We start from the raw sequence: 25,060 nt of genomic DNA on the forward strand, positions 1-25,060 counted from the left end.
GACACATGAATTCCAACGATATCGACGATTCCAAGCCCGAGACGCTGACGGCCGGTCCGGCCGACACCCCGTCCGACGCGCCCGCGAAACCCAAGCGCACCCGCAAGGTCGCCGCGGCCCCGGTAGAGGCGACCGACGCGGGCGCCGCGCCCGTGGCCGAGGAGACTCCGAAGCCTCGAGCGCGCCGCAAGACGGCCGCCGCGGCGGAAGTGCCTGCCGAGGCCCCGGTCGAGGTCCAGGCTGAAACGCCCGCGGCCGAAGACGCGCAAGCGTCCAAGCCCAAGCGCCGCACCACGAAGAAGACCGCGGAGGCCGACGCCGTGCCGGCGCAGGCCGACCGCGCCGTGATCCACGTGCCGGTGGCGACCGTCGAGGCTTCGCCCGCGCCGGTGTCGCCGGTGGCCGGGGCGGTTGTCGAGCTGGTGTCGCAGGAGTCTCCTGAGTCGCGAGAAGCGGGTCCGGTGGCGAGTGAAGGCGCCGACGGCGACACAGGCAGCGACGGCGAAGGCCGTGGCCGCAATCGCCGCCGCCGCGGGCGCGACCGTGATCGCGAACCGCGTGAAGGTCAGCCGGTCCAGGCGCAGGGCGATGCTTCCGAGTCCGGCGAAGGCGCCGGGTCCGCGCCGACGCAGGTCGACAGCGCCCAGCTCCAGGCCGAGGCGCAGGCGCGCTTCGACGCGCTGGTGTCCGGTGCCTTCGATGCCGACGCCGAGGACGACGGTGCCGAGCCCGCCGAGATCGCCGATGTCGAGGCGTCGTCCGACGACGGCGAGTCCGATGCCACCGACCAGCCCGCCAAGCGGGTGCTCGCTCCCGATGCCGACGCGCCCAAGCTGCAGAAGGTGCTGGCGCAGGCCGGCGTCGGCTCGCGCCGCGACATCGAGGACATGATCGCCAAGGGCCAGATCACGGTGAACGGCGAAGTCGCCCACGTCGGTCAGCGCATCTCCTACGGCGACCGCGTCGCCGTGGCCGGCAAGCCGATCAAGGTCCGCATCGCGCCGGTCGCGCCGCGGATCCTGGCGTACCACAAGCCGGTCGGCGAGGTCGTGACCTTCAACGACCCCGAAGGCCGCCCCACCGTCTTCCGCAGCCTGCCGCGCCTGCCGCAGGGCAAGTGGCAGTCGGTCGGTCGCCTCGACCTGAATACCGAAGGCCTGCTGCTGTTCACCAACTCCGGTGAACTTGCCAACCAGCTGATGCATCCGCGCTTCGGCGTCGAGCGCGAGTACGCGGTCCGCGTGCTGGGTTCGCTGAGCAAGGAACAGAAGGAGAAGCTGCTGACCGGCGTCGACGTCGACGGCCAGCAGGCCAGCTTCAAGAGCATCGAGGACGGCGGCGGCGAAGGCGTGAACCGCTGGTACCGCGTCGTCATCACCGAAGGCCGCAACCGCGAAGTCCGCAAGCTGTTCGAGACCGTCGGCCTGGCCGTCAGCCGCCTGATCCGCATCCGCTACGGCACCGTCGTGCTGCCGCGTGGCCTGCGTCGTGGCGTCTACATCGAACTCGGAGATGCCGACGTGCGCATCATCCGGCAACTGGCCGGGAACGAGCCGCGTCCGCCGCGCAACAACGATCGCAATGACCGGGGCGACAAGCGCCGCCGCGGCAACAGCGGCGGTCCGCGTCCGAGCCGTCCGGAGCAGGGCCGCAACGATCAGCGCGGTGAGTTCCGTGGCGATCGCAATGAGCAGCGGGCAGACCGTGGCGATCAGCGCGGCGACCGCAACGATCAGCGCGGCGACCGTCAGGATCGTCCGCAGCGCAACGACCGGAACGAGCAGCGCCCCCCGCAGAATCAGGCGCAACGCCCGCAGCAGCAACAGCAGCAGCAGGAGCGCGAACGCGATCGCCGCCCCCGCGACGAGGACGATGACGACTTCATCCCGAAGCACATCAACCCGCTGGAGCAGACCTTCGACCGGCGCTTCGCGACCGGCAGCAAGCGCATCCCGCAGGGCTTCGGCAAGGGCGGCAGCGATTCCGGCCACAACCCCCATCAGGGCAACAAGCGTGGCCCGGGTGGCGAGCACCAGCCGGATCCGATGAAGACCTCGATGGGCTACATCGGTGCCGACGCCTTCATCAATCGCGGCAACAACCGGGGCGGTGGTCGCCGTGGCGGCGGCGGCGGTGGTGGTGGAGGTGGTGGTGGCGGCGGAGGCCGCGGCCGCCGCTGATCAGGTTTGAACGCCCGGCGTCCGCCATCCGGCGGGGCAGGGCGGCACGGGCCGGGTTCCATCCCGGCTTTTTGCCTTCCGGCGACACCCGGCTGAAAACGGGATGTCACTTGGGGGCTTGACTTCACGCATTACAATGCCGGGCTTTGCCAAGCCCAAGATTTTCAAGGAAAAAGACATGGCCATCGAACGCACCCTCTCCATCATCAAGCCCGATGCCGTGGCCAAGAACGTCATCGGCCAGATCTACACCCGCTTCGAAGGCGCCGGCCTGAAGGTCATCGCCTCCAAGCAGAAGCAGCTGTCGCGCGCCGAAGCCGAAGCGTTCTACGCCGTGCACAAGGCCCGCCCGTTCTTCAACGACCTGGTGACCTTCATGATCTCCGGCCCGGTGCAGATCCAGGTGCTGGAAGGCGAAGGCGCCATCCTGAAGAATCGCGACCTGATGGGCGCGACCGACCCGAAGAAGGCTGAGAAGGGCACCATCCGCGCCGACTTCGCCGACAGCATCGACGCGAACGCCGTGCACGGCTCGGACGCCGCCGAGACCGCGGCCGTCGAGATCGCGTTCTTCTTCTCCGGTCTGGAAATCAACGGCCGCTGAGCCGTCACCGCCTCTGGACCCCGGGCCAGCAGGCCCTAGCGAAAGAGGAGTACACACGATGGACGCGGTCAACCTGCTCGGATTCGATCTGCAAGGCCTGGCCGCGTACTGCGAGCAGCTGGGGGAGAAGCGCTTTCGCGCGACCCAGCTGTTCCGCTGGATCCATCAGAAGGGCGCGTCGGACTTCGCCCAGATGTCCGACCTGGCCAAGTCGCTGCGCGACAAGCTGGCCGGGCGCGCCCACATCACCGCATTGCCGGTGATCTCCGAACATGTCTCGGCCGACGGCACCATCAAGTGGTTGTTCGACGTCGGCCAGGGCAACGCCGTCGAGGCGGTCTACATCCCCGAGGACGATCGGGCCACGCTGTGCATCTCCAGCCAGGCCGGTTGCGCCGTGGGTTGCCGCTTCTGCTCGACCGGCCATCAAGGCTTCAGCCGCAACCTCGAGACCTGGGAGATCGTCGCCCAGCTCTGGTATGCCGAGCACTCGCTGCGGCAGCGTCTGGGCAAGGACGAACGCATCATCTCCAACGTCGTGATGATGGGCATGGGCGAGCCGCTGCAGAACTACGGCGCGCTGATCCCCGCGCTGAAGATGATGCTGGACGACCATGGCTACGGTCTGTCGCGGCGCCGCGTGACGGTGTCGACCTCGGGCGTGGTCCCGATGATCGACCGCCTGCGCGACGATGCGCCGGTGGCGCTGGCCGTGTCGCTGCACGCGCCCAACGACCCGTTGCGCGACCAGCTGGTGCCGCTCAATCGCAAGTACCCGATCGCGGAACTGCTGGCGAGCTGCAACGCCTACCTGGACAAGGCACCCCGCGACTTCATCACCTTCGAGTACTGCATGCTGCAGGAGGTGAACGATGCGCCGGAGCAGGCCCGCGAGCTGATCGCGCTGCTCAAGGGCAAGGTGCCCTGCAAGATCAACCTGATCCCGTTCAATCCGTTCCCCGCGTCGGGCCTGAAGCGCAGCACCAACGAGCGCGTCAAGGCCTTCGCCGATCTGCTGATCCAGGCCGGCATCGTGACGACCGTGCGCAAGACGCGCGGCGACGACATCGACGCCGCCTGCGGCCAACTGGCCGGCGAGGTGCAGGACCGGACCCGGGTTCATCTGCGCATGGTGCGCGCGCCCGTGGTGGTACAGCGCGGCGCGGCATCCGGCGGCACTTCGGGCGCGGCGCCCGCGGCCGCCACGCCTTCGACTCCCGTCACTCCCACAGGCCCACGTCCATGACCCTTTCGTCGCCCGGCTCCCCTCCTTCCGCGTCGTTCCGCCCGGACCCTGTCCGTCGTGCTGCTGATCGCCGCGGCCCTGGCCGGGTGCGCGGGCGGTGCGCAGCAGCAACAGCAGCCGCGCACGGAGAGCGACAAGACCGACAACGACCGCCGGGCGCAGGTGCGGCTCGAGCTCGCCAGCGGCTACTTCGCCCGCGGCCAGTACGAGACGGCGCTGGACGAGGTCAAGCTCGCGATGGCCGCCAAGCCGGATCTGCCCGAGGCGATCAACCTGCGCAACCTGATCTACGCCGCGATGGGCGAGTACGGTCTGGCCGAGGACGGCTTCAAGCAGTTGATCGCCCGTGACCGCAACAACGGCGATTCGCTGCACAACTACGGCTGGTTCCTGTGCCAGCGCCAGCGCTATGCCGAGGCCTACCAGCAGTTCGAAGCCGCCGTGGCGCTGCCGGCCTACCGCACGCCGTCGCGCACGCTGCTGGCCTGGGGCGCCTGCGAGGCGCGCGAGGGCCGTCTGGTGCCGGCACAGGCCCACCTGACCAAGGCCTTCGAGGTCGAACCCGGGAATCCGACGATCGCGATGAACCTGGGCGAAGTGCTGTACCGCCAGGGTGAGTACGAACGCGCGCGCTTCTACGCGCGCCGCGTCAACAGCAACGTGGAACAGGCGAACGCCGCCAGCCTCTGGCTGGAGCTGCGCATCGAGCGCCGCCTGGGCAACACGTCCAACATGGACGATCTCGGCCAGCAGATGCGGCGCAAGTACCCGCAGGCGGCCGAGACGCAGGCATTGAACAACGGTCGATTCGATGAATGAGGGACATCGCATGACTCCGACGGCCGCCGACGAGGCGACGAACGGGGAAGCGCCAGGCGCTTCCGCACCGGCATCCACGCACGCACCCGCTCCCGCCTTGGCCCCGGTCACCGCGGGTGAGGCCCTGCGTCGCGCGCGCGAAGCTCGCGGCTTGCACATCGCCGCGCTGGCCGCGACGCTGAAGGTGCCGCAATCGAAGCTGGAAGCGCTGGAGGCCGATCGCTACAAGGATCTGCCCGATGCGACCTTCGCGCGGGCGCTGGCGCGCTCGATGTGCCGCGTGCTGAAAGTCGAGGCCGAACCGGTGCTGAAGATGCTGCCGAGCGGCGGCGCCGAGGCCTCGCTCGACCGCGTGACGCCGGGCCTGAACCAGCCGTTCCGCGAGCGCTCGGTGAGCCAGGAGCCCGCGCTGTCGACGGAGCTGCTCAAGCGCCCGGCCGTGCTCGGAATCGGCGTGCTGTTGATCGCCGCCGTGGCCGTCTATGCCATCCCGTCGAGCTGGATCGATCAGGTCACGCAGCGCCTGCGACCGGCCGAATCCGCCGCCACGGCGCCCGGGCCGGACAACGTCGCCGGCACGCCGCCGGCCGTGACGGAAACGCCGCCGACCAACGTGGAAGCGCCCGTGGTGAGCGCCTCCGAGACCGCGCCCGCCGGCCAGGTCGCCGCCGGAACGTCGACGCTGCCGTCGCAAGGCTCCACCGCGACGACGGCACCGGTCACCACCGCACCGGCGACCACGGCACCTGCGCCCAATGTCGCCGCCCAGGCCCCGACCGCATCCGCGTCCGCCGGCCAACCGGTCCAGGCTGGCGCCCCCCGCGCCCGGCACCTCGCCGCTGAAGGTCCGCGCCAGCGCGGAGTCCTGGGTCGAGGTCGTCGACGCCAAGGGCCAGGTGCTGTTGTCCAGACTGTTGCGTCCGGGCGATCTCGTCGACGTCAATGGCGTCGCGCCGCTGAAGCTGCGCGTGGGCAATGTGTCCGGCACGGAGCTGGTGTTCCGCGGCCAGACGGTGGACCTCGCCGCCCGGTCGCGCGACAACGTCGCCCGCCTCGAACTGAACTGAACACCCCCGAGCCGAACGGGCGCCGCACCAGCCGTACCCCCTTTCGCAAGAGCGCCGCAAGATGGACAAGCCAGCCACTCCCGATTTCGTCGATGCCAACGCTGAAGCCAACGCCGAAGCCCACGATCTGTCCGACCTGATCGCCGCCGCCGCGCCCTCCGCGCGCCGCTCGCGACAGGCGCAGGTGCGCTGGGGCAACCGCGTGGTGACCATCGGCGGCGACGCGCCGGTGCGCGTGCAGTCGATGACCAACACCGACACCGTCGACGTCATCGAGACGGCGATCCAGGTCAAGGAGCTGGCGCAGGCCGGCTCGGAGCTGGTCCGCATCACCGTCAACAACGCCGAGGCCGCCGACGCCGTCCCGCACATCCGCGAGCAGCTCGATCGCATGGGCATCGACGTCCCGCTGGTCGGCGACTTCCACTACAACGGCCACCGGCTGCTGACCGAGCATCCGGCCATGGCGCGGGCGCTGTCGAAGTACCGGATCAATCCGGGCAACGTCGGCAAGGGCGACAAGAAGGACCGCCAGTTCGCCCAGATGATCGAGGCCGCGATGCAGTACGACAAGGTCGTGCGCATCGGCGTCAACTGGGGCAGCCTGGACCAGGAACTGCTCGCCCAGATGATGGACGAGAACGCGAAGCGCGCCGCCCCCTGGGACGGCAAGCAGGTCATGTACCAGGCGCTGATCCAGTCGGCGCTGTCGTCGGCGTCGTATGCCCGCGAACTGGGCATGAACCCCGACAACATCATCATCAGCTGCAAGGTCAGCGGCGTGCAGGACCTGATCTCGGTCTACCGCGCGCTGAGCAGGCGCTGCGACTACGCGCTGCACCTGGGCCTGACCGAGGCCGGCATGGGCACCAAGGGCACGGTGGCCTCGGCCGCGGCGCTGTCGGTGCTGCTGCAGGAAGGCATCGGCGACACGATCCGCGTCTCGCTGACGCCGCAACCCGGCGAGTCCCGCACGCAGGAAGTGGTCGTCGCGCTCGAGATCCTGCAGTCGTTGGGCCTGCGCGCGTTCAACCCGAGCGTGACCGCCTGTCCCGGTTGCGGCCGGACGACCAGCACCACCTTCCAGGAACTGGCCAAGCAGATCGACGATTTCCTGCGCGCGCAGATGCCGGTCTGGCGCGAGAAGTACCCCGGCGTCGAGACCATGAAGGTCGCGGTGATGGGCTGCATCGTCAACGGCCCCGGCGAGAGCAAGCATGCCGACATCGGCATCAGCCTGCCGGGCAACGGCGAGGCGCCGGCCGCGCCCGTCTTCATCGACGGCGAGAAGGCGCTGACCCTGCGCGGCGACAACATTGCCGGCGAGTTCCACGCCCTGGTCGAGACCTACATTGAAAAGCGCTTCGGCGCGCCTACCACCACCGCATGAGCAAGAACATCCAGGCCGTCAAGGGGATGAACGACATCCTCCCGGCCAGCGTCGACCGCAAGGACAAGCTGCCGAGCAGCCAGCTGTGGAGCTGGTTCGAGACCACGCTGCGCGGCGTGCTGCAGCGCTACGGCTACCAGTACATGCTGACCCCGATCGTCGAGCCGACCGCGCTGTTCGTGCGCGGCCTGGGCGAGGTGACCGACATCGTCGAGAAGGAGATGTACTCCTTCACCGACAGCATGAACGGTGACCAGCTGACGCTGCGTCCGGAAGCCACCGCCGGCATCGTCCGCGCGATGGTCGAGCACAACGCGCTCTACAACGGCCCGCTGCGTCTGTGGACGATGGGCCCGATGTTCCGTCACGAGAGGCCGCAGAAGGGCCGCTACCGCCAGTTCAACCAGCTGGACGTCGAGGCGCTGGGCTTCGCCGGCCCGGACGTGGACGCCGAGATCATCCTGATGGTCCGCCGCCTGTGGCAGGAGCTGGGTCTGGTCGTCGGCGAGCACGTGCGGCTGGAGCTCAACTCGCTGGGCCAGCCGGAGGAGCGCGCCGCGCACCGCGCCGCGCTGATCGCCCACTTCGAGGCGCACGCCGACAAGCTCGATGAAGACGGCAAGCGCCGCCTGCACACCAATCCGCTGCGCATCCTCGACACGAAGAATCCGGCCATGCAGCCGGTGGTCGAATCCGCGCCCAAGCTGATGGACTTCCTCGGCGAAGAGACGCTGGCGCACTTCAACGCCGTGCGCGCGATCCTCGACGCCGCCGGCCTGGAGTACCGCATCAACACGCGCCTGGTGCGCGGCATGGACTACTACAACCTGACCGTCTTCGAGTGGGTGACCGACCAGCTCGGTTCCCAGGGCACGGTCTGCGGCGGCGGTCGCTACGACGGCCTGTTCGAGCAGCTTGGCGGCAAGCCCACGCCGGCGGTGGGCTTCGGCCTGGGCATCGAGCGTCTGCTGCTGCTGATCGACGAGCTCGGCCTGCCGGTGCCGTCGTCGGCCCCGGACGTCTACGCCATCCTGCCGGACGCGGCCGTGCTGCCGCAGGCCATCCCCGTGCTGGAGGCGCTGCGCGCCGAAGGCGTCGCGGTGCAGATGCACGCCGGCGGCGGCTCGTTCAAGTCGCAGTTCAAGAAGGCCGACGCCTCGGGCGCGCGCTTTGCGCTGGTGTTCGGTCCCGACGAACTCGCCCGCGGCGAAGTCGCCGTCAAGCCGCTGCGCGGCGACGGCGAACAGGTGACACGCCCGCTTAACACGGTCGCTGCATGGGCGGCCGACCTGCGCACCGCATAATCGCGACCTCGAATTTCAACCCGGACCCTCACTCGCACATGGCGTCTCATCTCGATCTCGAAGAACAGGAACAGCTGGAGCAGCTCAAGGCGTTCTGGAAGCGCTGGGGCAATCCGATCACCTGGCTGTTGACGCTGGCGCTGGTGGCTTACGCCGGCTGGACCGGCTGGAACTACTGGCAGCGCACGGAAGCCGCCAAGGCCGCCGCGATGTTCGGTGAGCTGCAGCGTGCGACGCAGGCCGCCGACCTGGGCAAGAGCGTCGCCGTCTTCGGCAACCTGAAGCAGGACTATGCCGGCACCGGGTACGCCGCGCAGGCCGCACTGCTGACCGCCAAGCTGCAGCTGGACAAGGAAAAGGCCGACGACGCGCGCGCCACCCTGACCTGGGCCGCCGCCAACGCCAAGGGCGATGCCTACCGCGATCTGGCGCGCCTGCGCCTGGCCGCGCTGCAGATGGACGCCAAGCAGTTCGACGAAGCCGGCAAGACGCTGGACAGCGTCAAGAGCGCGGACTTCGCCGCCCTGGTGGCCGACCGCCGCGGCGATCTGGCGCTGCTGCAGAACAAGCCGGACGTCGCCAAGACCGAGTTCAAGAAGGCTTACGACGGGCTGGACAAGCAGCTCGACTATCGCCGCCTGCTCGAAGTGAAGCTGGCCAGCCTGGGCGTGGCCGTCGGCGGTGACGAGCCCGCTGCGGGAGCCACTCAATGAACGCCGGCCTGACCCTCGGTCGGCTGACCCGTGCGCTGCTGCTGGGCGGGGTCGCGGCGACGCTGGGCGCCTGCTCGCTGTTCAGCAGCTCCACCGCGCCCAAGCCGGCGGCGCTGGAGAACATCACGCCGTCGCTCCAGGCCCGCGTGGCTTGGGAAGCGCGCGTGGACAGCGTCAAGTTCCCGCTGACGATCACGGCGGTCAACGACCGCTTCGTCGTCGGCGGATCGGATGGCGTCATCAGCGCGATCTCCGCGAATGACGGCACCACGCTGTGGCGCGCCGACATCGGCAAGGGCCTGACGGCGGGCGTCGGCAGCGATGGCCGCTTCGCCGCGGCCGTGACGCGCGACAACGAACTGGTCGTGACCGAAGGCGACAAGATCCTGTGGCGCAAGACGATGACGACCCCGGTCGTGACGTCGCCGTTCGTCGCCGGCGAGCGCGTGTTCGTGCTGACGCTGGACCGCGCGGTGCTGGCCTTCGACGCCGTCGACGGCCGCCGCCTGTGGGAACTGCGCCGTCCGGGCGAGCCGCTCACGCTGCAGCAGGCCGGCGTGCTCGGTGCCTACCAGAACACGCTGCTGGTCGGGCAGGGCTCGCGCCTGGCGGGCATCGACCCCACCCGTGGCCTGCTGATGTGGGAAGCGACCGTCGCCAACCCGCGCGGCACCAACGAGGTCGAACGCCTGGCCGATCTGGTCGGTCCGCTGGCCCGGGACAACGACGTCTTCTGCGCCCGTGCGTTCCAGTCGGCGGTCGCCTGCGTCAACGGTGAACGCGGCAACACGATCTGGACCCGCAACAACGCCGGCCTGCGCGGCGTGGGCGCCGACTCGACGATCGTCGTCGGCGGCGACGCCTCCGACCGCCTGACGGCCTGGGGCACCCGCACCGGCGACGTCGTCTGGACCGCCGACCAGTTCCAGAACCGCAAGCTCAGCGCGCCGCTGGTGACCGACAAGTCGGTCATCGTCGGCGACAGCGAGGGCTACGTGCATTTCCTGTCCAAGGACAAGGGTCTGACCGTGCAGCGCCTGCAGACCGACAGCTCCGGCATCGCCGCGGCGCCGGTGCAGCTCGGCGGCACGGTGCTGATCGCCACCCGCAGCGGACGCCTGTTCGCGCTGCGCCAAGACTGATATGAAACCTGTGATCGCCCTGGTGGGCCGCCCCAACGTGGGCAAGTCCACGCTGTTCAACCGGATGACGAAGAGCCGCGACGCCATCGTCGCGGACTTCGCCGGCCTCACGCGCGACCGCCATTACGGCGACGGTCGTCTGGGCGATCGCGAGTTCATCGTCATCGACACCGGTGGCTTCGAGCCCGACAGCACCACCGGCATCGTCAAGGAGATGGCCAAGCAGACCCGCCAGGCCGTGGCAGAGGCGGATGCCGTCATCTTCGTGCTGGACGTCCGCACCGGCCTCGCCGGCCAGGACCTGGACATCGGTCGTTATCTGCGCCAGTGCAACAAGCGCGTCTTCATCGCCGTCAACAAGGCCGAAGGCATGAGCGACAGCCCGCTGCTGGCCGAGTTCCATGAGCTCGGCATGGGCGAGCCGCATCCGGTTTCCGCCGCGCACGGGCAGGGCATCCGCTCGCTGCTCGAGGCGGTGCTGGACAGCTTCGAGGCGCCGGTCGAGGACGAGGAACCCGCGGAGGGTGCCGGTCCCGACGACGAGCGGGCGATCCGCCTCGCGGTCGCCGGCCGTCCCAACGTCGGCAAGAGCACGCTGATCAACACCTGGCTGGGCGAGGAGCGGCTGGTCGCCTTCGACATGCCCGGCACGACGCGCGACGCCATCAGCGTCGACTTCGAGCACAACGGCCAGAAGTTCAAGCTGATCGACACCGCCGGCCTGCGCCGCAAGGGCAAGGTCTTCGAGGCGATCGAGAAGTTCTCGGTGGTCAAGACGCTGCAGGCGATCGCCGACGCCAACGTCGTGCTGCTGCTGATCGACGCGACCCAGGGCGTCACCGACCAGGACGCGCACATCGCCGGCTATGCGCTGGACAGCGGCCGGGCGGTCGTCATCGCGATCAACAAGTGGGACGCGATCGACAGCTACCAGCGCGAGACCATCGAGCGCCAGATCCAGACACGCCTGGGCTTCCTGCGTTTCGCGCCGATCCTGAAGATCTCCGCGCTGAAGCGGCAGGGCCTGGGCCCGCTGTGGAAGGCGCTGGCGGACGCCTATTCGTCCGCCTACCGCAAGATGACGACACCGGTGCTGACGCGCCTGATCCAGGAAGCGGTGCAGCATCAGCAGCCGCAGCGCTCGGGCATCTCGCGTCCGAAGCTGCGCTACGCCCACCAGGGCGGGATGAATCCGCCGATCGTCGTCATCCACGGCAATGCGCTCGAAGGCGTCAGCGACGTCTACAAGCGTTATCTGGAAGGGCGCATCCGCGACCACTACAAGCTGGTGGGCACGCCGATGAAGATCGAGCTGCGTTCCTCGAAAAACCCGTTCGCCGAAACCTGAGGACGGGCCGGCCCGGGGAAACCCGGTGCTGTGATAAGGTGCGAGGTTCCAACACCTCTCCCTCTCTAACACGGAGCATATCGTGAGCAACAAAGGACAACTCTTGCAAGATCCCTTCCTGAACCTGCTGCGCAAGGAGCATGTTCCTGTGAGCATCTACCTCGTGAACGGCATCAAGCTGCAGGGCCACATCGAGTCCTTTGACCAGTACGTGGTGCTGCTGCGCAATACGGTCACGCAGATGGTCTACAAGCACGCCATCTCGACGGTGGTGCCGGGCCGTGCGGTGAACTTCCACACCGGCGAGAGCAACGACGCCAGCTGAAGCTGATTGACCACACAAGACCCCACCCATTCGACGCCGCCCCCCGAGGCGGCGCGTGCCATTCTGGTGGGGGTCGATCTGGGCCGCGGCGAGGCCTTCGACCCCACCCTCGACGAACTCGCGCTGCTGGCCGAGTCCGCCGGTGACACCCCGGTCGCGCGGGTCGTCGCGCGGCGCAAGGCGCCCGACGCGGCGCTGTTCATCGGTTCCGGCAAGGCCGACGAGATCAAGCTGATGGTGCAGGCGCTCGGCGCCCACACCGTGCTGTTCGACCAGGCGATCTCCCCCGCGCAGCAACGCAATCTGGAACGCCACCTCGGCGTGCCCGTGGCCGACCGCACCGCGCTGATCCTGGAGATCTTCGCGGCCCGCGCGCAGAGCTTCGAGGGCAAGCTGCAGGTAGAGCTCGCGCGGCTGCAGTACCTCGCCACACGCCTCGTGCGTCGTTGGAGCCATCTGGAACGTCAGAGCGGCGGCATCGGCATGCGCGGCGGCCCCGGCGAGCGCCAGATCGAGCTGGACCGCCGGATGATCGACGACCGCATCAAGTCGATCAAGGAGCGGCTCAAGAAGGTCCAGAAGCAGCGCGCCACGCAGCGTCGCGCCCGTGCGCGCAACGGCGTGTTCCGTGTCTCGCTGGTGGGTTACACCAACGCCGGCAAGAGCACGCTGTTCAATGCGCTGACCAAGGCGCGGGCCTACGCGGCCAATCAGCTCTTCGCGACGCTCGACACGACGACCCGCTCGCTGTACCTCGAAGAGGCCGGCACCAGCGTCTCGTTGTCCGACACCGTCGGCTTCATCCGCGATCTGCCGCACAAGCTGGTCGAGGCGTTCAAGGCCACGCTGCAGGAGGCGGCCGACGCCGACCTGCTGCTGCATGTCGTCGACGCCGCCAGTCCGGTGCTGACCGAGCAGATGGAGGAGGTGGAGCGGGTGCTCGCCGAGATCGGCGCGCAGCACATCCCGCAGATCCTCGTCTACAACAAGCTCGACCTGCTGGAAGACAACCAGCGTCCGCGCCAGCTGCAGGACTGGCTGACGCGCGTCGGCGGCGAACATGGCGGACAGCGTCTGCCACGGATCTTCGTCAGCGCGGCCAAGGGCGAAGGCCTGGACGAACTGCGCACGATGATCGCGTCGCTGATGCAGGCCGCCCCGGTGCCCGAGTACAGCGGCATGACGGATGCCGACGACGAAGCCGGCGACGAAGCCGAAAGGGGCGAAGGGGTCGAAGAGGCGGATGGGAGCGATGCCGACGATGTCGACTTGAACCCTCAGGACCCGCCCCAAGATCGTTCGGACCCGCAGGATCATCCGCAGGGACGCACAGGCTGAGGCCCTTCGCCAATGCCCGATACTTGCAACAAGACTTCCTCATCAGGATGCGTATGAATCAAGACGATCGCATGTCCGTCGCCGGTGGTGGACGTGACCCGCGGGGTGGAGCCGGCAGCCTGCGCCGCCGGCTGGGGCTCTGGATGAGCAATGGCCGCAACGAAGGCCCGCCTGACCTGGACGAGCTGTGGCGCGACTTCAACCGCAAGCTCTCGCGGCTGTTCGGCGGCCGCGGCGGCAATGACGGCAATGGCCCTTCCGGCGGCGGCAATCCCCAGCCCGACATGCGCGGCGCCGGTATCGGCGCCGGCCTGGTGGTCGGCGTGGTGCTGCTCGGCTGGCTGGCCAGCGGCCTGTTCATCGTGCAGGAAGGTCAGCAGGGCGTGGTCACCTCGTTCGGCAAGTACAGCCGCACGGTGGACGCCGGCATCCAGTACCGCTTCCCGTATCCGTTCCAGGCGCACGAGGTCGTCTCGGTGACGCAACTGCGCTCGGTCGAGATCGGTCGCAACACGGTCGGCCAGGCCACCGGCCTGCGCGATTCGTCGATGCTGACGCAGGACGAGAACATCATCGACGTGCGCTTCACCGTGCAGTACCGGCTGAAGGATTCGCGCGACTACCTGTTCGAGAACGTCAACACCGACGAGGCCGTCACGCTGGCGTCGGAGTCGGCCGTGCGCGAGATCGTCGGTCGCAATGAGGCGAATGCCGTGCTCTACGAGAAGCGCGACCAGATCGCCACCGAGCTGCAGACGTCGATCCAGCAGCAGCTGGACCGGCTGAAGACGGGGATCCAGATCTCCGCCGTCAACCTGAACAGCGTGCAACCGCCGGAGCAGGTGCAGGCCTCTTTCGAGGATGCCTTCCGCGCCAACGCCGATCGCGAACGCCTGAAGAACGAGGGCGAGGCCTACGCCAACGACGTGATCCCGCGCGCCCAGGGTCAGGCGGCCCGCCTGCGCGAAGACGCCGAGGCCTACCGCGCCCGGGTCGTCTCGTACGCCGAAGGCGATGCGCAGCGCTTCAAGTCCGTGCTGGCCGAGTACCAGAAGGCGCCGGCCGTCACGCGCGACCGCCTCTACATCGACGCGATGCAGCAGGTCTATTCGCGGGTCACCAAGGTGATGGTGGACAAGAGCGGTTCCAACCTGCTGTACCTGCCGCTGGACAAGCTGATCCAGCAGCAGACGGGGACCGTCACGACCAGCGTGCCGACCCCGGTCGCGCCGACCGATGCATCGACGGCCAGTCCCTCGCTGAGCACCGATCCGCGCTCGCGCGACAGCATGCGCAGTCGCGACCGCGACGGCCGTTGATCGACAGGAGCCCACAACAATGAATCGCATCGTCTCCGTCGTCGTCGGTCTGCTGATCCTGTTCATGATCGCCAGCTCGACCTTGTTCGTCGTCGACCAGCGTCAGTACGCGGTCGTCTACTCGCTGGGCGAGATCAAGGACGTGATCGCCGAACCCGGCCTGAAATTCAAGCTGCCGCCGCCGCTGCAGAACGTGGTCTTCCTGGACCGCCGCGTCCAGACGCTGGACTCGTCCGAGCCCCGCGCCATCTTCACCGCCGAGAAGAAGAGCCTGGTCGTCGACTGGCTGGTCAAGTGGCGCATCGTCGATCCCAAGCAGTTCATCCGCAACAACGGCAGCCAGCTGCGCAATCTCGAATCGAGACTGAGCCCGGTGGTCAATTCCGCGATGAACGAGGAGGTGACCAAGCGCACCGTGGCCGCCGTGCTGGCCACCGAGCGCGAGAAGGTCATGCTGGACGTCCGCAAGCGACTGGAGGGCACCGCCAAGGAGCTGGGCATCGAGATCGTCGACGTGCGCGTCAAGCGCGTGGACTTCGCGGCCAACATCACCGAGGCCGTCTACAACCGGATGAAGACGGAACGCGCCCGCGCCGCGAACGAGCAGCGCTCCACCGGCGCGGCCGAAGGCGAAAAGATCAAGGCCGATGCCGACAAGCAGCGCGACGTGATCACCGCCGAGGCCTACAGCGACGCGCAGAAGATCAAGGGCGAGGGCGACGCCAAGGCGGCGGCGCTGTATTCGGAGGCCTTCAGCCGCGATCCTCAATTCGCGCAGTTCTATCGCTCGCTCGATGCCTACCAGGCGTCGTTCAAGGGCAAGAGCGATGTGATGGTGCTCGACCCGTCGAGCCCCTTCTTCAACGCGATGCGCAACGGTGGCCCCGGCGCCCCGGCAGCGCCTGCGCCGAAGAAGTGAGTTCTGGAAGGGCCGGCCCTGACGACCTCCGGGTCGACCGGCCCTCGTCAGCAGGCTGACCGGCAGCAGCCGGGGAGGGCGGCCCCATCATGAACGGCGACAAGTGGCTGGCGGCGCTGGCGCTGCTGCTGATCATGGAGGGGCTGTTGCCTTTCCTGAATCCCGACGCGTGGCGCCAGTTGTTCTCGAAGCTGTTGGCCATGAGCGACGGACAGCTGAGATTCCTCGGCCTGGCCAGTCTGTTGTGCGGCGGCCTGCTGCTGCTCTTGCTCTGAGCATTGCGGGTCAGCAGCACGGCGCACAGGACGGTGAGCGGGCTGCGCGGCCCGTCACGAAGCCTTGCTGGATCGTTGACGAACCCGCGCCGGACCCTCGCCTGAGGGTTCTGGCGGTCGAGGCGCGTCGCGACCCCGGTACAATGCCGTTTTTAACCCCCTCCCTGAACGTCCATGGCCTCTGCTTGGCTGCTGCCCGAGCACATTGCTGACGTCCTGCCCTCCCAGGCTCGCCGCATCGAAGAACTGCGGCGCGAATTGCTGGACATGGCGCGGACCTACGGTTGCGAGCTGGTGATGCCTCCCATGCTGGAGCATCTCGACTCGCTGCTTTCCGGCACCGGCCAGGCGCTGGATCTCAAGACCTTCAAGCTCGTCGACCAGCTCTCCGGTCGCAGCCTGGGCCTGCGCGCGGACACGACCCCGCAGGTCGCCCGCATCGATGCCCACCTGCTGAACCGCGCCGGCGTGACGCGTCTGTGCTACTGCGGCCCGGTGCTGCACACGCGCGCCGAGGGCCTGACCGCGACGCGGGAGCCGCTCCAGTTCGGCGTCGAGATCTACGGCCATGCCGGTCTCGAAGCCGATCTCGAAGCGCAGGAACTGGCCATCGATGCGATGCAACGCGCCGGCGTCACGCGCCTGGTGCTGGACCTGGGCGACGCACGCCTGGTGCGCGGCGTGCTCGGCGAGCATGCGCTGGGCGAGGACCGTCTGAGCGCACTGGTGGCGGCGATGGCCGCCAAGGACGCTGCCGGCGTGGCGGCGTTCTCCAATGAATTGCCGGACGATGTCGTCGCCGCGCTGCAGACACTGCTGCGCCTGTATGGCGGCGTCGAGGTGCTGGCGGACGCGCGTCGCGCACTGCCGGTCAATGCGCTGGTCACGGCCGCGCTGGACGACCTGGAGTGGCTGGTCCATCACCTGCGCGCGGCGTATCCCGACGTTCGCATCGGTGTCGATCTGGCGGACCTGCCGGGCTTCGGCTACTACAGCGGCGTCCGCTTCGCGCTGTATGCGGAAGGCGGCAGCGATGCGGTGCTGCGCGGCGGCCGCTACGACGAGGTCGGCGCGGTCTTCGGCCGGCGTCGTCCCGCTGTCGGTTTCAGCCTGGACCTGAAGGCGCTGGTGGGACTGATCCCCGCCACGTCGCTGCGGGCCGCGGTGCGCGCCCCGTGGGGCGAGGATCCCGACCTGCGCGCGGCGGTCCGCCGTCTGCGCGAGCAGGGCGAGACGGTGGTCTGCGTCCTGCCGGGCCACGAGCAAGAGAACGACGAATTCGAATGCGACCGCGAGCTGGTGCAGTCCGGCGGTCAATGGGTGCTGCGATCGCTGTGAGCGACGCGATTCGCCCCTCCACCCTCAACCTCCAAATCATCGGATGAACGACATGCAAAGCAGTGAGATCGCGCGCGGGCGCAATGTGGTGGTCGTCGGCACCCAATGGGGTGACGAAGGCAAGGGCAAGGTCGTCGACTGGCTGACCGACCACGCGCAAGGCGTGGTGCGCTTCCAGGGCGGCCACAACGCCGGCCACACGCTGGTCATCAAGGGCGTGAAGACGGCGCTGCAGCTGATCCCGTCGGGCATCATGCGCGACGGCGTCGCCTGCTACATCGGCAACGGCGTGGTGCTGGACCCGACCCATCTGCTGTCGGAGATCGAGCGCCTGGAGAAGGCCGGCGTCGAGGTGCGTTCGCGCCTGTACATCAGCGAGTCCTGCCCGCTGATCATGCCCTTCCACGTCGAGGTCGACCGCGCCCGCGAGGCGCTGCGCGAGAGCAGCGGCAGCGGCAAGATCGGCACGACCGGCAAGGGCATCGGCCCGGCCTATGAGGACAAGGTCGCCCGCCGCGCGCTGCGCGTGCAGGACCTGAAGCATCCGGATCGTTTCGCGAAGAAGCTCAAGGAACTGATCGACCTGCACAACGTCGCGCTGACCGGTTACCTGAACGGCAAGGCGCTGGAGTTCCAGCCGATCTTCGACCATGCGATGTCGCTGGCCGACCAGATCAGGCCGATGATGGCCGACGTCGGCTACATGCTGCACAAGGCGCATCAGGCCGGTCAGAACATCCTGTTCGAAGGCGCGCAAGGCACGCTGCTGGACATCGACCACGGCACCTATCCGTACGTGACCTCGAGCAACTGCGTGGCCGGCAACGCCGCCGCGGGCGCCGGCGTGGGTCCGCAGATGCTGCATTACATGCTGGGCATCACGAAGGCCTACGCGACGCGCGTGGGCTCCGGTCCGTTCCCGACCGAGCTGGACTGGGAGACGCCGGGCACCGTGGGTCACCACCTGTCGACGGTCGGCCAGGAGCGCGGCACCGTCACCGGTCGCGCCCGCCGCTGCGGCTGGCTGGATGCGGCCGCGCTGAAGCGCTCGATCATCATCAACGGCATCACCGGCCTGTGCCTGACCAAGCTGGACGTGCTGGACGGCCTGGCCGAGATCAACATGTGCGTGGGCTATGAGCTCGACGGCAAGCAGATCGACATCCTGCCGCTGGACGCCGACGAGATCGTCGCGTGCAAGCCGGTCTATGAAGTCTTCCCCGGCTGGACCGAGTCGACCTTCGGCATCACGAAGTGGGATCAGCTGCCGGCCAACGCGATTGCCTACCTGAAGCGCGTGGAAGAGGTGATCGGCGCGCCGATCGCCATGGTGTCCACCGGCCCCGATCGCGAACACACCATCCTGCTGCAGCATCCGTTCAAGGACTGAGCGACCGCTCGGCCTCTGTCGTTTTCCGTCTTATCCAGACCTGACCCCATCCATCGCTGAGGAGCCTCCCCCATGTTGACCGACGACGGCAAACATCTGTACGTGTCGTGGGATGAATACCACCTGTTGATCGAACGCCTGGCGCTGAAGGTGCATGCCTCCGGCTGGGAGTTCGACCAGATCCTGTGTCTGGCGCGCGGCGGGATGCGTCCCGGCGACGTGCTGTCGCGCGTGTTCGACAAGCCGCTGGGCATCATGTCCACCAGCTCGTATCGCGCGGAAGCGGGCACGATCCAGGGGCGTCTGGACATCGCCAAGTACATCACCATGCCCAAGGGCGAACTGGCTGGCCGCGTGCTGCTGGTGGACGACCTGGCGGACTCTGGCGTGACGCTGAAGGCCGTGGTGGAACGGCTGCGCGGCATGCCGTCGATCAGCGAGCTGCGTTCGGCAGTGATCTGGACGAAGAGCGTTTCGGAGTACACCCCGGACTATTACGTCGAGATGCTGGAAACCAGCCCGTGGATTCATCAGCCGTTCGAAGATTACGACGCGCTGCGCCCCGATGCGCTGGCGAAGAAATTCGCGATCTGATGAACGAAGGGCTGACAACTGTCAGCCCTTTTCGCTTGCGCCGCTCGCTGTGATCGCAGGAGAGGACTCGGTCACGCAAGCGCGACCCCGGTTTGGACCTCACGGTCCAAACCATTCGAGTCCTCCCGTGATGTCCGCCGGACATCACTTCCTGGGCGTCAGAATGAGAAAAGCCGGCTGGAAGCCGGCTTTTCGAATATGGTGCCCAGGAGAGGACTCGAACCTCCACGGAGTTACCCGCTAGTACCTGAAACTAGTGCGTCTACCAATTCCGCCACCTGGGCAAGGTCAGAAGCCAGCTTCTCGGGAAACCAGCTCAAGCCACTTCATGAAGAACTTCTTGAAGTATTCTTGAGCCCTCGGTTTCTCGAAACGCAAAAGAGCTTCTGCGTTTCAGGAAAGACAAGGATTCTACTATCAAAAACTTCAAGAATGCAAGCCCCCAGGGCGCCCAAGGCGCTCAGCTGATGGGGGAGATCGAAGGCACGGTGCAGGGTCACCGCGACGGGCACGGTTTCCTGATGCCCGACGATGGTCAACCGGACGTTTATCTGTCCTCGCAGGAGATGCACGCCGTCATGCACGGCGATCGCCTGCGGGTGCGCATCGTGCGCCACGACAAGCGCAATCGTCCCGAAGGCCGTGTGCTGGAGATCCTCGAACGCCGCAAGAAGCCGATCATCGGCCGGCTGCTGCTCGAGTCCGGCATCTGGCTCGTCGCCCCTGAAGACAAGCGCTACGGCCAGGACATCCTGGTTCCGAAGAACGCGATCGCGAACGCGACCGCGGGGCAGATCGTCGCCGTCGAACTGACCGAGCCGCCGTCGCTGTATTCGCAGCCGGTGGGTCGCGTGACCGAAGTGCTGGGCGAGATCGACGACCCCGGCATGGAGATCGAGATCGCCGTGCGCAAGTACGAGGTCCCGCACGCCTTCAGCGCCGACACGCTCGCGCAGGCGGCGAAGCTGCCCGACAAGGTCCGCGCGGTCGACATGAAGCATCGCATCGACCTGCGCGACGTGGCGCTGGTGACGATCGACGGCGAGGACGCCCGCGACTTCGACGACGCGGTCTACTGCGAGCCCCACAAGCAGGGCCGGGGCAAGACGGCATTCCAGGGCTGGCGGCTGCTGGTCGCGATCGCCGACGTCAGCCACTACGTGAAGCCCGGCGAACCGCTGGATCGCGATGCCTACGAGCGCGCGACCTCGGTCTACTTCCCCAGACGCGTCATCCCGATGCTGCCGGAGAAGCTGTCGAACGGTCTGTGCTCGCTGAATCCGGAGCAGGACCGCCTGTCCATGGTCTGCGACATGCTGGTCAGCGAGGCCGGCGAGCTGCACGCCTACCAGTTCTATCCGGCGGTCATCAACTCGCATGCGCGCTTCACCTATACCGAGGTGGCGGCGATCCTCGGCAACACGCACGGCCCCGAGGCCCACAAGCGCAAGGCGCTGGTGCCGCACCTGCTGCACCTGCACGAGGTCTACCGCGCGCTGCTGTCGCAACGCGCCAAGCGCGGCGCGATCGACTTCGAGACCACCGAGACCCAGATCGTCTGCGACGACAACGGCCGCATCGAGAAGATCGTGCCTCGCACGCGCAACGAGGCCCACCGCCTGATCGAGGAGGCGATGCTCGCCGCCAACGTCTGCGCGGCGGATTTCATCGCCGGCGGCAAGCATGCGTCGCTGTACCGCGTCCACGAGGGCCCGACGCCCGAGAAGCGCGGCACGCTGCAGGCCTACCTGCGGGCGCTGGGCATCGGCATGGGGATCAGCGACGATCCGTCGCCGGGTGAGTTCCAGGCGATCGCGCAGGCGACCAAGGACCGGCCCGACGCCCAGCAGATCCACACGATGCTGCTGCGCTCGATGCAGCAGGCGATCTACACGCCGGCCAACGCGGGCCACTTCGGCCTCGCGTACCAGGCCTACACGCACTTCACCAGCCCGATCCGTCGCTATCCGGACCTGCTGGTGCACCGCGTGATCAAGGCGCTGCTCGGATCGAAGAAGTACGCGCTCGATGCGCACAAGATGGAAGCCGCGAACCCGATGCCCAAGCGGCCGGGCAAGCCGGCCTCGAAGGCGCCGAGCCCGTCCTCCGCGTCGACCGAGTCGGAGCGCTGGGAAGTCGTCGGCGCGCACTGCAGCGCGAACGAGCGTCGCGCCGACGAGGCCTCGCGCGACGTCGAGGCCTGGCTGAAGTGCCGCTTCATGCGCGACCACCTCGGCGAGGAATTCGCCGGCACGGTGAGCGCGGTGACGAGCTTCGGCCTGTTCGTGCAGCTCGACGCGCTGTATGTCGAGGGCCTGATCCACATCACCGAACTCGGCGGCGAGTACTTCCGTTTCGACGAGGTCCGCCAGGAGCTCCGCGGCGAACGCACCGGCATCCGCTACGCCACCGGCGCGCGCGTGCAGGTTCAGGTCAGCCGTGTCGACCTGGACGGCCGCAAGATCGATTTCCGGCTGGTGCGCGACGGCGACGAGCAGCGTCTGCTGCGCGGCGCCCATCGCGACAAGTTCGGCGACCGCCGTGGCGGCGATGGCAAGGGTCCCGCGAGGAAGCAGGACAAGCGCGCCGAGCACCGTGCGCGCCGCGAGGCTGCTGCGGCTCCGGCCGTGACGGTGGAGCCGATGCCGCTGCCGCCGCCTGATCCGCCGACGGCGGTCGACGCGCTCGAGCGCATCGAGCAGGCCGATCGCGTGCTGAAGGCCGAGCGCCGCAAGTCGGAGCGCGCGACGAAGGGCTCGTCGACGCATCCGGTCCAGGCGGCCAAACGCACGGCGCGCAGTGCGGCGAAGTCGGTCGCCGCGAAGGGCAGTGGCGCGCCAGCGGCGAAGTCGACGCGGCGCAAGCGCGGCGCATGAACGGTGCATGAACGGCGCATGAGCGCAGCCTGACGAGTGTCGGTCCCTCGCGATCGAGCCTCCGATGAAGAAGGGCCTGGTCATGCCAGGCCCTTGGTGTTTCTGACGAACGCGCTCGCCGTCGTTCAGGCGGAAGGGCTGTGCAGCGCGGCCATCGCGTCGATCAGGTCGGCGGCGAGCAGGGGACCCGCATGACCTTCCGCCGCCGCGCCGTGCCAGGTCACGGCGGCACAGGCGAGGTCGTGCGGCGCGATGCCCGGCGACTGCGCCCAGAGTCCGCCGATCCAGCCGGCCAGCACGTCGCCCGTGCCTGCGGTGGCCAGCGCTGATGAGCCGGTGCCATTGATCGACAGGCGCCGCTTGGGCGTGACCACGATGCTGCCCGATCCCTTGAGCACGACGGTCGCCGGGAGGCGCATCGCCAGTTGCGTCGCGGCGTCCAGGCGATCGGCCTGCACATCGGCCGCCGACGGCAGTCCCAGGAGTCGCGCCGCTTCCAGAGGATGCGGCGTCAGGATCGTGGGCCAGCCGTGCGCGGCGCGACGGCGTAGCGCATGCTGCAGTGTCTCGTCGGCGGCCACCAGGTTCAGAGCGTCGGCATCGAGCACGACGCGCGTCGCGCCGTGCAATGCCTTCGACAACGCCGACGCGATCGCAGTCCCGCCGCCACAGCCGCACACGGCGACGATGTCCCGCCAGGTGTCCGGCGAAGCGCTCCAGCGCGCGGCATCCCAATGCATGAGTTCCGGTCGCGCGGGCCACGGCTGGCCGTCGTCGTCAGGCAGTGCCGCGTACACGCGCCCCGCGCCGGCGGCCAGCGCCGAGGTCGCGGCGAGCCACGCGGCGCCGCGCATCGTCGGCGCGCCGCCCAGGACGACGACGTCGCCATGCCGTCCCTTGTGGCTGGCCGCGGAACGCGCGAACGCGCTTTGCCAGCGCGCGATGCGGCTGGCGCCGAAGAGCACGCCGACGCCCTTGTCGTCGACGGGCACGTCGAGATCGTCGAACCAGACACGCCCCGCGAGCGCACGGCCTTCTCCGGTGAACAGGCCGGACTTGAGAGTCAGGAAAGTCAGCGTGTGATGCGCGCGCACGGCATCGGCGCCCAATGGCTGACCGGTGCGGACATCGATGCCGCTGGGAACGTCGACGGCCAGCACCGTGGCACCGGCATCGCGCATTGTGTCGATGGCCTGGATGGCCGAGGCGATGGGCCCTTCGGGTGCGCGGTTCGCGCCGAGGCCGAGGAGGGCGTCGATGGTGACATCGGCCCACCCGGCCATGTGTGGGAGATCGGCGTGCAGGCGCAGGCCGGCTTGCCGGGCGGTGTGCAGCGCATGCGCGGCGTCACTGCCTGGCGAGGGTTCCGGCCCAACCAGGAGCACGTCCACCGTCCATCCACGGGCGGCCAGGTGACGGGCAGCGATGAGGCCGTCTCCGCCGTTGTTGCCCGGACCGGCGAACACCGCGGCGTGCTGGCCGAAAGGTCGGAGTGCCACGGCCAGACGCGCCACGGCAAGCCCGGCGCGCTCGATCAGTGTGTGAGGCGGATGCAGCGACAGCGCCGCCGCCTCGATGCGCCGGCTCGACGGCGCGTCGTGAAGGGATCGGTCGTGGGACGTGGGCAGCACCGGCAGCATGGCGCCGACTCTATCCCCGTCTCAGCTCACTGGAGCCGTGCCGGTTCCAGCAACGCGGCGTCGATGCCCGGATCCTTCTTCGCGAGCCGGGCCGCCAACAGTTGCGCGGCGGCTCCGGCCATGGTCCAGCCGTGCTCGCCATGACCGATGTTCAACCACACGCCGGGCAGGCCGGACTCGCCGATCAGCGGCAGCTCGTCGGGCAGCAGCAGGCGCGAGGTCTTCCAGCGCTGCTGACCGCCGGCGAGCAGGGCGCCCGGGAACCAGTCGTGCGCAGCCTGGTGCAGCGCGCCCATCGACTGGCCATCCGGCTGCGACGACGAGCCGCCCAGCTCGTTCGCCCCACCGACGCGCACGCGTTGACCGAGTCGCGTGAGGCTGACGCCCAGCGCCATGTCGATGACGGTCGCGCGCGGCCCCAGGTCCGGGTGCGCCTCCAGCATGCGCAAGGGCGCCGTCAGCGTGTGCGTGTGCACCGTTCCCCACGGCAGCTTCAACCCTTGGGCGGCGAGCAGCGGCGCCGCGCCCTTGCCGGCGCACACCAGCACCGCGTCCGCCCGCAGCGGCTCGCCCGCGGCCGCGTGCACGGCCGGCTGGCTGCCGGGCTCGATGCGCAGCACATCGGTGTTGAAGTTCCACTGCACGCCGAGCCGCTGCGCCTCCAGCTTCAGCGCCTGGCTGAACTGGCGGGCATTGGCCGCTTCGTCCTGCGTCAGCAGGATGCCGCCGTGCAGCGCGGTCTCGGCGTTGAGGCCGGGTTCCTGCGCGCGGCAACCGTCGGCGTCGAGCTCGCGATGCGGCACCTGCCGCTCCTGCAGCCGGGCCAGCAGCGGTGCTGCGCTCTTGTAGTCCTTGGCGGTGCGCCACAGCAGCAGCACGCCGGCTTCACGCTCGACGTCCATCTTCAATTCGCGCCGCCACACCGCCATCACGGCCTGGCCGCGCAGCGCCAGCGCATGCAGCGCTTCCGGCATCGCCTGCACGCCGCGCGCGCGGCCGGCGCGCCAATGCGCGAACTTCCAGCCGAGCTGGCCCGGCTTGCCGCGCCACGCCAGCGGCGTGTCGGGCCGCGCGGCCATCAGGCCCGGCGCGATGAGCCCCGGCGGCGCGAAGCTCGCGCCGGTGGCGACGCTGGTGTCGCGTTCGAAGACATGGACCTCATGGCCCTGCAGCGCGAGTTCGTAGGCACTGGTGACGCCGGCCAGACCGGCTCCGATGATGGCGATCCGCATT

21 protein-coding genes, 1 tRNA gene and 1 pseudogene are annotated in these 25,060 nt (G+C 68.5%); 20 read left to right on the plus strand and 3 right to left on the minus strand.

Annotation, left to right across the window (positions count from 1 at the left end; all coding sequences use genetic code 11):
- Positions 1–5 precede the first annotated feature (5 nt).
- From ACFJIX_RS16015 to ACFJIX_RS16105, 19 genes and pseudogenes are all read left to right on the plus strand, one after another.
- Positions 6–2,180 carry a pseudouridine synthase gene (locus ACFJIX_RS16015; protein WP_377152639.1) on the plus strand — a complete coding sequence of 725 codons (2,175 nt, stop codon included), beginning with the start codon at positions 6–8 and terminating at the stop codon, positions 2,178–2,180.
- A gap of 178 nt (positions 2,181–2,358) precedes the next feature.
- On the plus strand, positions 2,359–2,784 hold the full coding sequence (ndk, locus tag ACFJIX_RS16020; protein ID WP_377152641.1) for a nucleoside-diphosphate kinase: 426 nt from the start codon (positions 2,359–2,361) through the stop codon (positions 2,782–2,784).
- 58 nt (positions 2,785–2,842) lie between these two features.
- On the plus strand, positions 2,843–4,030 hold the full coding sequence (rlmN, locus tag ACFJIX_RS16025) for a 23S rRNA (adenine(2503)-C(2))-methyltransferase RlmN (RefSeq protein WP_377152643.1): 1,188 nt from the start codon (positions 2,843–2,845) through the stop codon (positions 4,028–4,030).
- A 57-nt stretch (positions 4,031–4,087) separates the two neighbouring features.
- Positions 4,088–4,849: a type IV pilus biogenesis/stability protein PilW gene (gene pilW, locus ACFJIX_RS16030; RefSeq protein WP_377152645.1), complete on the plus strand. Its 762-nt coding sequence runs from the start codon at positions 4,088–4,090 to the stop codon at positions 4,847–4,849.
- Positions 4,850–4,859: 10 nt separating this feature from the next.
- Positions 4,860–5,144: pseudogene (locus ACFJIX_RS16035) on the plus strand (helix-turn-helix domain-containing protein); the annotation flags it as partial.
- Between the two features lie 460 nt (positions 5,145–5,604).
- Positions 5,605–5,916, plus strand: coding sequence for a DUF4115 domain-containing protein (locus tag ACFJIX_RS16040; RefSeq protein ID WP_377161808.1), 312 nt, complete (start codon positions 5,605–5,607; stop codon positions 5,914–5,916).
- A 61-nt stretch (positions 5,917–5,977) separates the two neighbouring features.
- Positions 5,978–7,306 carry a flavodoxin-dependent (E)-4-hydroxy-3-methylbut-2-enyl-diphosphate synthase gene (gene ispG / locus ACFJIX_RS16045; protein WP_377152647.1) on the plus strand — a complete coding sequence of 443 codons (1,329 nt, stop codon included), beginning with the start codon at positions 5,978–5,980 and terminating at the stop codon, positions 7,304–7,306.
- Positions 7,303–8,610 (plus strand): histidine--tRNA ligase, encoded by a 1,308-nt coding sequence (gene hisS / locus ACFJIX_RS16050; RefSeq protein ID WP_377152649.1) that lies wholly within the window; start codon positions 7,303–7,305, stop codon positions 8,608–8,610. The genes ispG and hisS overlap by 4 nt, the downstream gene beginning before the upstream one ends.
- 38 nt (positions 8,611–8,648) lie before the next feature.
- Positions 8,649–9,323 (plus strand): YfgM family protein, encoded by a 675-nt coding sequence (locus tag ACFJIX_RS16055; RefSeq protein ID WP_377152651.1) that lies wholly within the window; start codon positions 8,649–8,651, stop codon positions 9,321–9,323.
- Positions 9,320–10,465 (plus strand): outer membrane protein assembly factor BamB, encoded by a 1,146-nt coding sequence (gene bamB, locus ACFJIX_RS16060; RefSeq protein WP_377152653.1) that lies wholly within the window; start codon positions 9,320–9,322, stop codon positions 10,463–10,465. The genes ACFJIX_RS16055 and bamB overlap by 4 nt, the downstream gene beginning before the upstream one ends.
- A gap of 1 nt (position 10,466) precedes the next feature.
- Complete coding sequence (der, locus tag ACFJIX_RS16065; protein WP_377152656.1) at positions 10,467–11,813, plus strand: ribosome biogenesis GTPase Der; 1,347 nt, start codon at positions 10,467–10,469, stop codon at positions 11,811–11,813.
- Between the two features lie 82 nt (positions 11,814–11,895).
- On the plus strand, positions 11,896–12,138 hold the full coding sequence (hfq, locus tag ACFJIX_RS16070) for an RNA chaperone Hfq (protein ID WP_067275532.1): 243 nt from the start codon (positions 11,896–11,898) through the stop codon (positions 12,136–12,138).
- Positions 12,139–12,144: 6 nt separating this feature from the next.
- Positions 12,145–13,476: a GTPase HflX gene (hflX, locus tag ACFJIX_RS16075; RefSeq protein ID WP_377152658.1), complete on the plus strand. Its 1,332-nt coding sequence runs from the start codon at positions 12,145–12,147 to the stop codon at positions 13,474–13,476.
- Between the two features lie 53 nt (positions 13,477–13,529).
- Complete coding sequence (gene hflK / locus ACFJIX_RS16080) at positions 13,530–14,795, plus strand: FtsH protease activity modulator HflK (RefSeq protein WP_377152660.1); 1,266 nt, start codon at positions 13,530–13,532, stop codon at positions 14,793–14,795.
- A 19-nt stretch (positions 14,796–14,814) separates the two neighbouring features.
- Positions 14,815–15,714 carry a protease modulator HflC gene (hflC, locus tag ACFJIX_RS16085; RefSeq protein ID WP_377152662.1) on the plus strand — a complete coding sequence of 300 codons (900 nt, stop codon included), beginning with the start codon at positions 14,815–14,817 and terminating at the stop codon, positions 15,712–15,714.
- 89 nt (positions 15,715–15,803) lie between these two features.
- On the plus strand, positions 15,804–15,989 hold the full coding sequence (locus ACFJIX_RS16090) for a DUF2065 domain-containing protein (protein ID WP_377152664.1): 186 nt from the start codon (positions 15,804–15,806) through the stop codon (positions 15,987–15,989).
- 174 nt (positions 15,990–16,163) lie between these two features.
- Positions 16,164–17,327, plus strand: coding sequence for an ATP phosphoribosyltransferase regulatory subunit (locus ACFJIX_RS16095; RefSeq protein WP_377152666.1), 1,164 nt, complete (start codon positions 16,164–16,166; stop codon positions 17,325–17,327).
- A gap of 52 nt (positions 17,328–17,379) precedes the next feature.
- On the plus strand, positions 17,380–18,717 hold the full coding sequence (locus tag ACFJIX_RS16100) for an adenylosuccinate synthase (protein ID WP_377152668.1): 1,338 nt from the start codon (positions 17,380–17,382) through the stop codon (positions 18,715–18,717).
- Positions 18,718–18,789: 72 nt separating this feature from the next.
- Positions 18,790–19,311, plus strand: coding sequence for a phosphoribosyltransferase (locus ACFJIX_RS16105; protein WP_067275520.1), 522 nt, complete (start codon positions 18,790–18,792; stop codon positions 19,309–19,311).
- A gap of 199 nt (positions 19,312–19,510) precedes the next feature.
- On the opposite strand, the gene ACFJIX_RS16110 is transcribed toward ACFJIX_RS16105, so the two are convergent.
- A tRNA-Leu gene (locus ACFJIX_RS16110) sits at positions 19,511–19,595 on the minus strand.
- Between the two features lie 183 nt (positions 19,596–19,778).
- On the opposite strand from ACFJIX_RS16110, the gene rnr reads away from it, so the two are divergent.
- Positions 19,779–22,187 (plus strand): ribonuclease R, encoded by a 2,409-nt coding sequence (rnr, locus tag ACFJIX_RS16115; RefSeq protein ID WP_377152670.1) that lies wholly within the window; start codon positions 19,779–19,781, stop codon positions 22,185–22,187.
- Positions 22,188–22,312: 125 nt separating this feature from the next.
- On the opposite strand, the gene ACFJIX_RS16120 is transcribed toward rnr, so the two are convergent.
- Both ACFJIX_RS16120 and ACFJIX_RS16125 read right to left on the minus strand, forming a co-directional pair.
- Positions 22,313–23,827 carry an NAD(P)H-hydrate dehydratase gene (locus tag ACFJIX_RS16120; RefSeq protein WP_377152672.1) on the minus strand — a complete coding sequence of 505 codons (1,515 nt, stop codon included), beginning with the start codon at positions 23,825–23,827 and terminating at the stop codon, positions 22,313–22,315.
- Between the two features lie 26 nt (positions 23,828–23,853).
- Positions 23,854–25,059 (minus strand): FAD-dependent oxidoreductase, encoded by a 1,206-nt coding sequence (locus tag ACFJIX_RS16125; protein ID WP_377152674.1) that lies wholly within the window; start codon positions 25,057–25,059, stop codon positions 23,854–23,856.
- Position 25,060: the final 1 nt, after the last annotated feature.

It is taken from the genome of Roseateles sp. UC29_93 (assembly GCF_042695725.1).
GTDB classification, from domain to species: Bacteria; Pseudomonadota; Gammaproteobacteria; order Burkholderiales; family Burkholderiaceae_C; genus Roseateles; species Roseateles noduli_A.

What these genes read in the sequence shown, in the direction of transcription:
- ACFJIX_RS16090 (WP_377152664.1), top strand. Translation starts at nt 15,804, where the DNA reads ATGAACGGCGACAAGTGGCTGGCGGCGCTGGCGCTGCTGCTGATCATG.
- rnr (WP_377152670.1), top strand. Translation starts at nt 19,779, where the DNA reads ATGGGGGAGATCGAAGGCACGGTGCAGGGTCACCGCGACGGGCACGGT.
- ACFJIX_RS16040 (WP_377161808.1), top strand. Translation starts at nt 5,605, where the DNA reads ATGTCGCCGCCCAGGCCCCGACCGCATCCGCGTCCGCCGGCCAACCGG.
- der (WP_377152656.1), top strand. Translation starts at nt 10,467, where the DNA reads ATGAAACCTGTGATCGCCCTGGTGGGCCGCCCCAACGTGGGCAAGTCC.
- ACFJIX_RS16125 (WP_377152674.1), bottom strand. Translation starts at nt 25,059, where the DNA reads ATGCGGATCGCCATCATCGGAGCCGGTCTGGCCGGCGTCACCAGTGCC.
- ACFJIX_RS16095 (WP_377152666.1), top strand. Translation starts at nt 16,164, where the DNA reads ATGGCCTCTGCTTGGCTGCTGCCCGAGCACATTGCTGACGTCCTGCCC.
- hflC (WP_377152662.1), top strand. Translation starts at nt 14,815, where the DNA reads ATGAATCGCATCGTCTCCGTCGTCGTCGGTCTGCTGATCCTGTTCATG.
- ACFJIX_RS16120 (WP_377152672.1), bottom strand. Translation starts at nt 23,827, where the DNA reads ATGCTGCCGGTGCTGCCCACGTCCCACGACCGATCCCTTCACGACGCG.
- ACFJIX_RS16100 (WP_377152668.1), top strand. Translation starts at nt 17,380, where the DNA reads ATGCAAAGCAGTGAGATCGCGCGCGGGCGCAATGTGGTGGTCGTCGGC.
- bamB (WP_377152653.1), top strand. Translation starts at nt 9,320, where the DNA reads ATGAACGCCGGCCTGACCCTCGGTCGGCTGACCCGTGCGCTGCTGCTG.
- rlmN (WP_377152643.1), top strand. Translation starts at nt 2,843, where the DNA reads ATGGACGCGGTCAACCTGCTCGGATTCGATCTGCAAGGCCTGGCCGCG.
- ACFJIX_RS16105 (WP_067275520.1), top strand. Translation starts at nt 18,790, where the DNA reads ATGTTGACCGACGACGGCAAACATCTGTACGTGTCGTGGGATGAATAC.
- hisS (WP_377152649.1), top strand. Translation starts at nt 7,303, where the DNA reads ATGAGCAAGAACATCCAGGCCGTCAAGGGGATGAACGACATCCTCCCG.
- ACFJIX_RS16015 (WP_377152639.1), top strand. Translation starts at nt 6, where the DNA reads ATGAATTCCAACGATATCGACGATTCCAAGCCCGAGACGCTGACGGCC.
- ACFJIX_RS16055 (WP_377152651.1), top strand. Translation starts at nt 8,649, where the DNA reads ATGGCGTCTCATCTCGATCTCGAAGAACAGGAACAGCTGGAGCAGCTC.
- hflK (WP_377152660.1), top strand. Translation starts at nt 13,530, where the DNA reads ATGAATCAAGACGATCGCATGTCCGTCGCCGGTGGTGGACGTGACCCG.
- ndk (WP_377152641.1), top strand. Translation starts at nt 2,359, where the DNA reads ATGGCCATCGAACGCACCCTCTCCATCATCAAGCCCGATGCCGTGGCC.
- ispG (WP_377152647.1), top strand. Translation starts at nt 5,978, where the DNA reads ATGGACAAGCCAGCCACTCCCGATTTCGTCGATGCCAACGCTGAAGCC.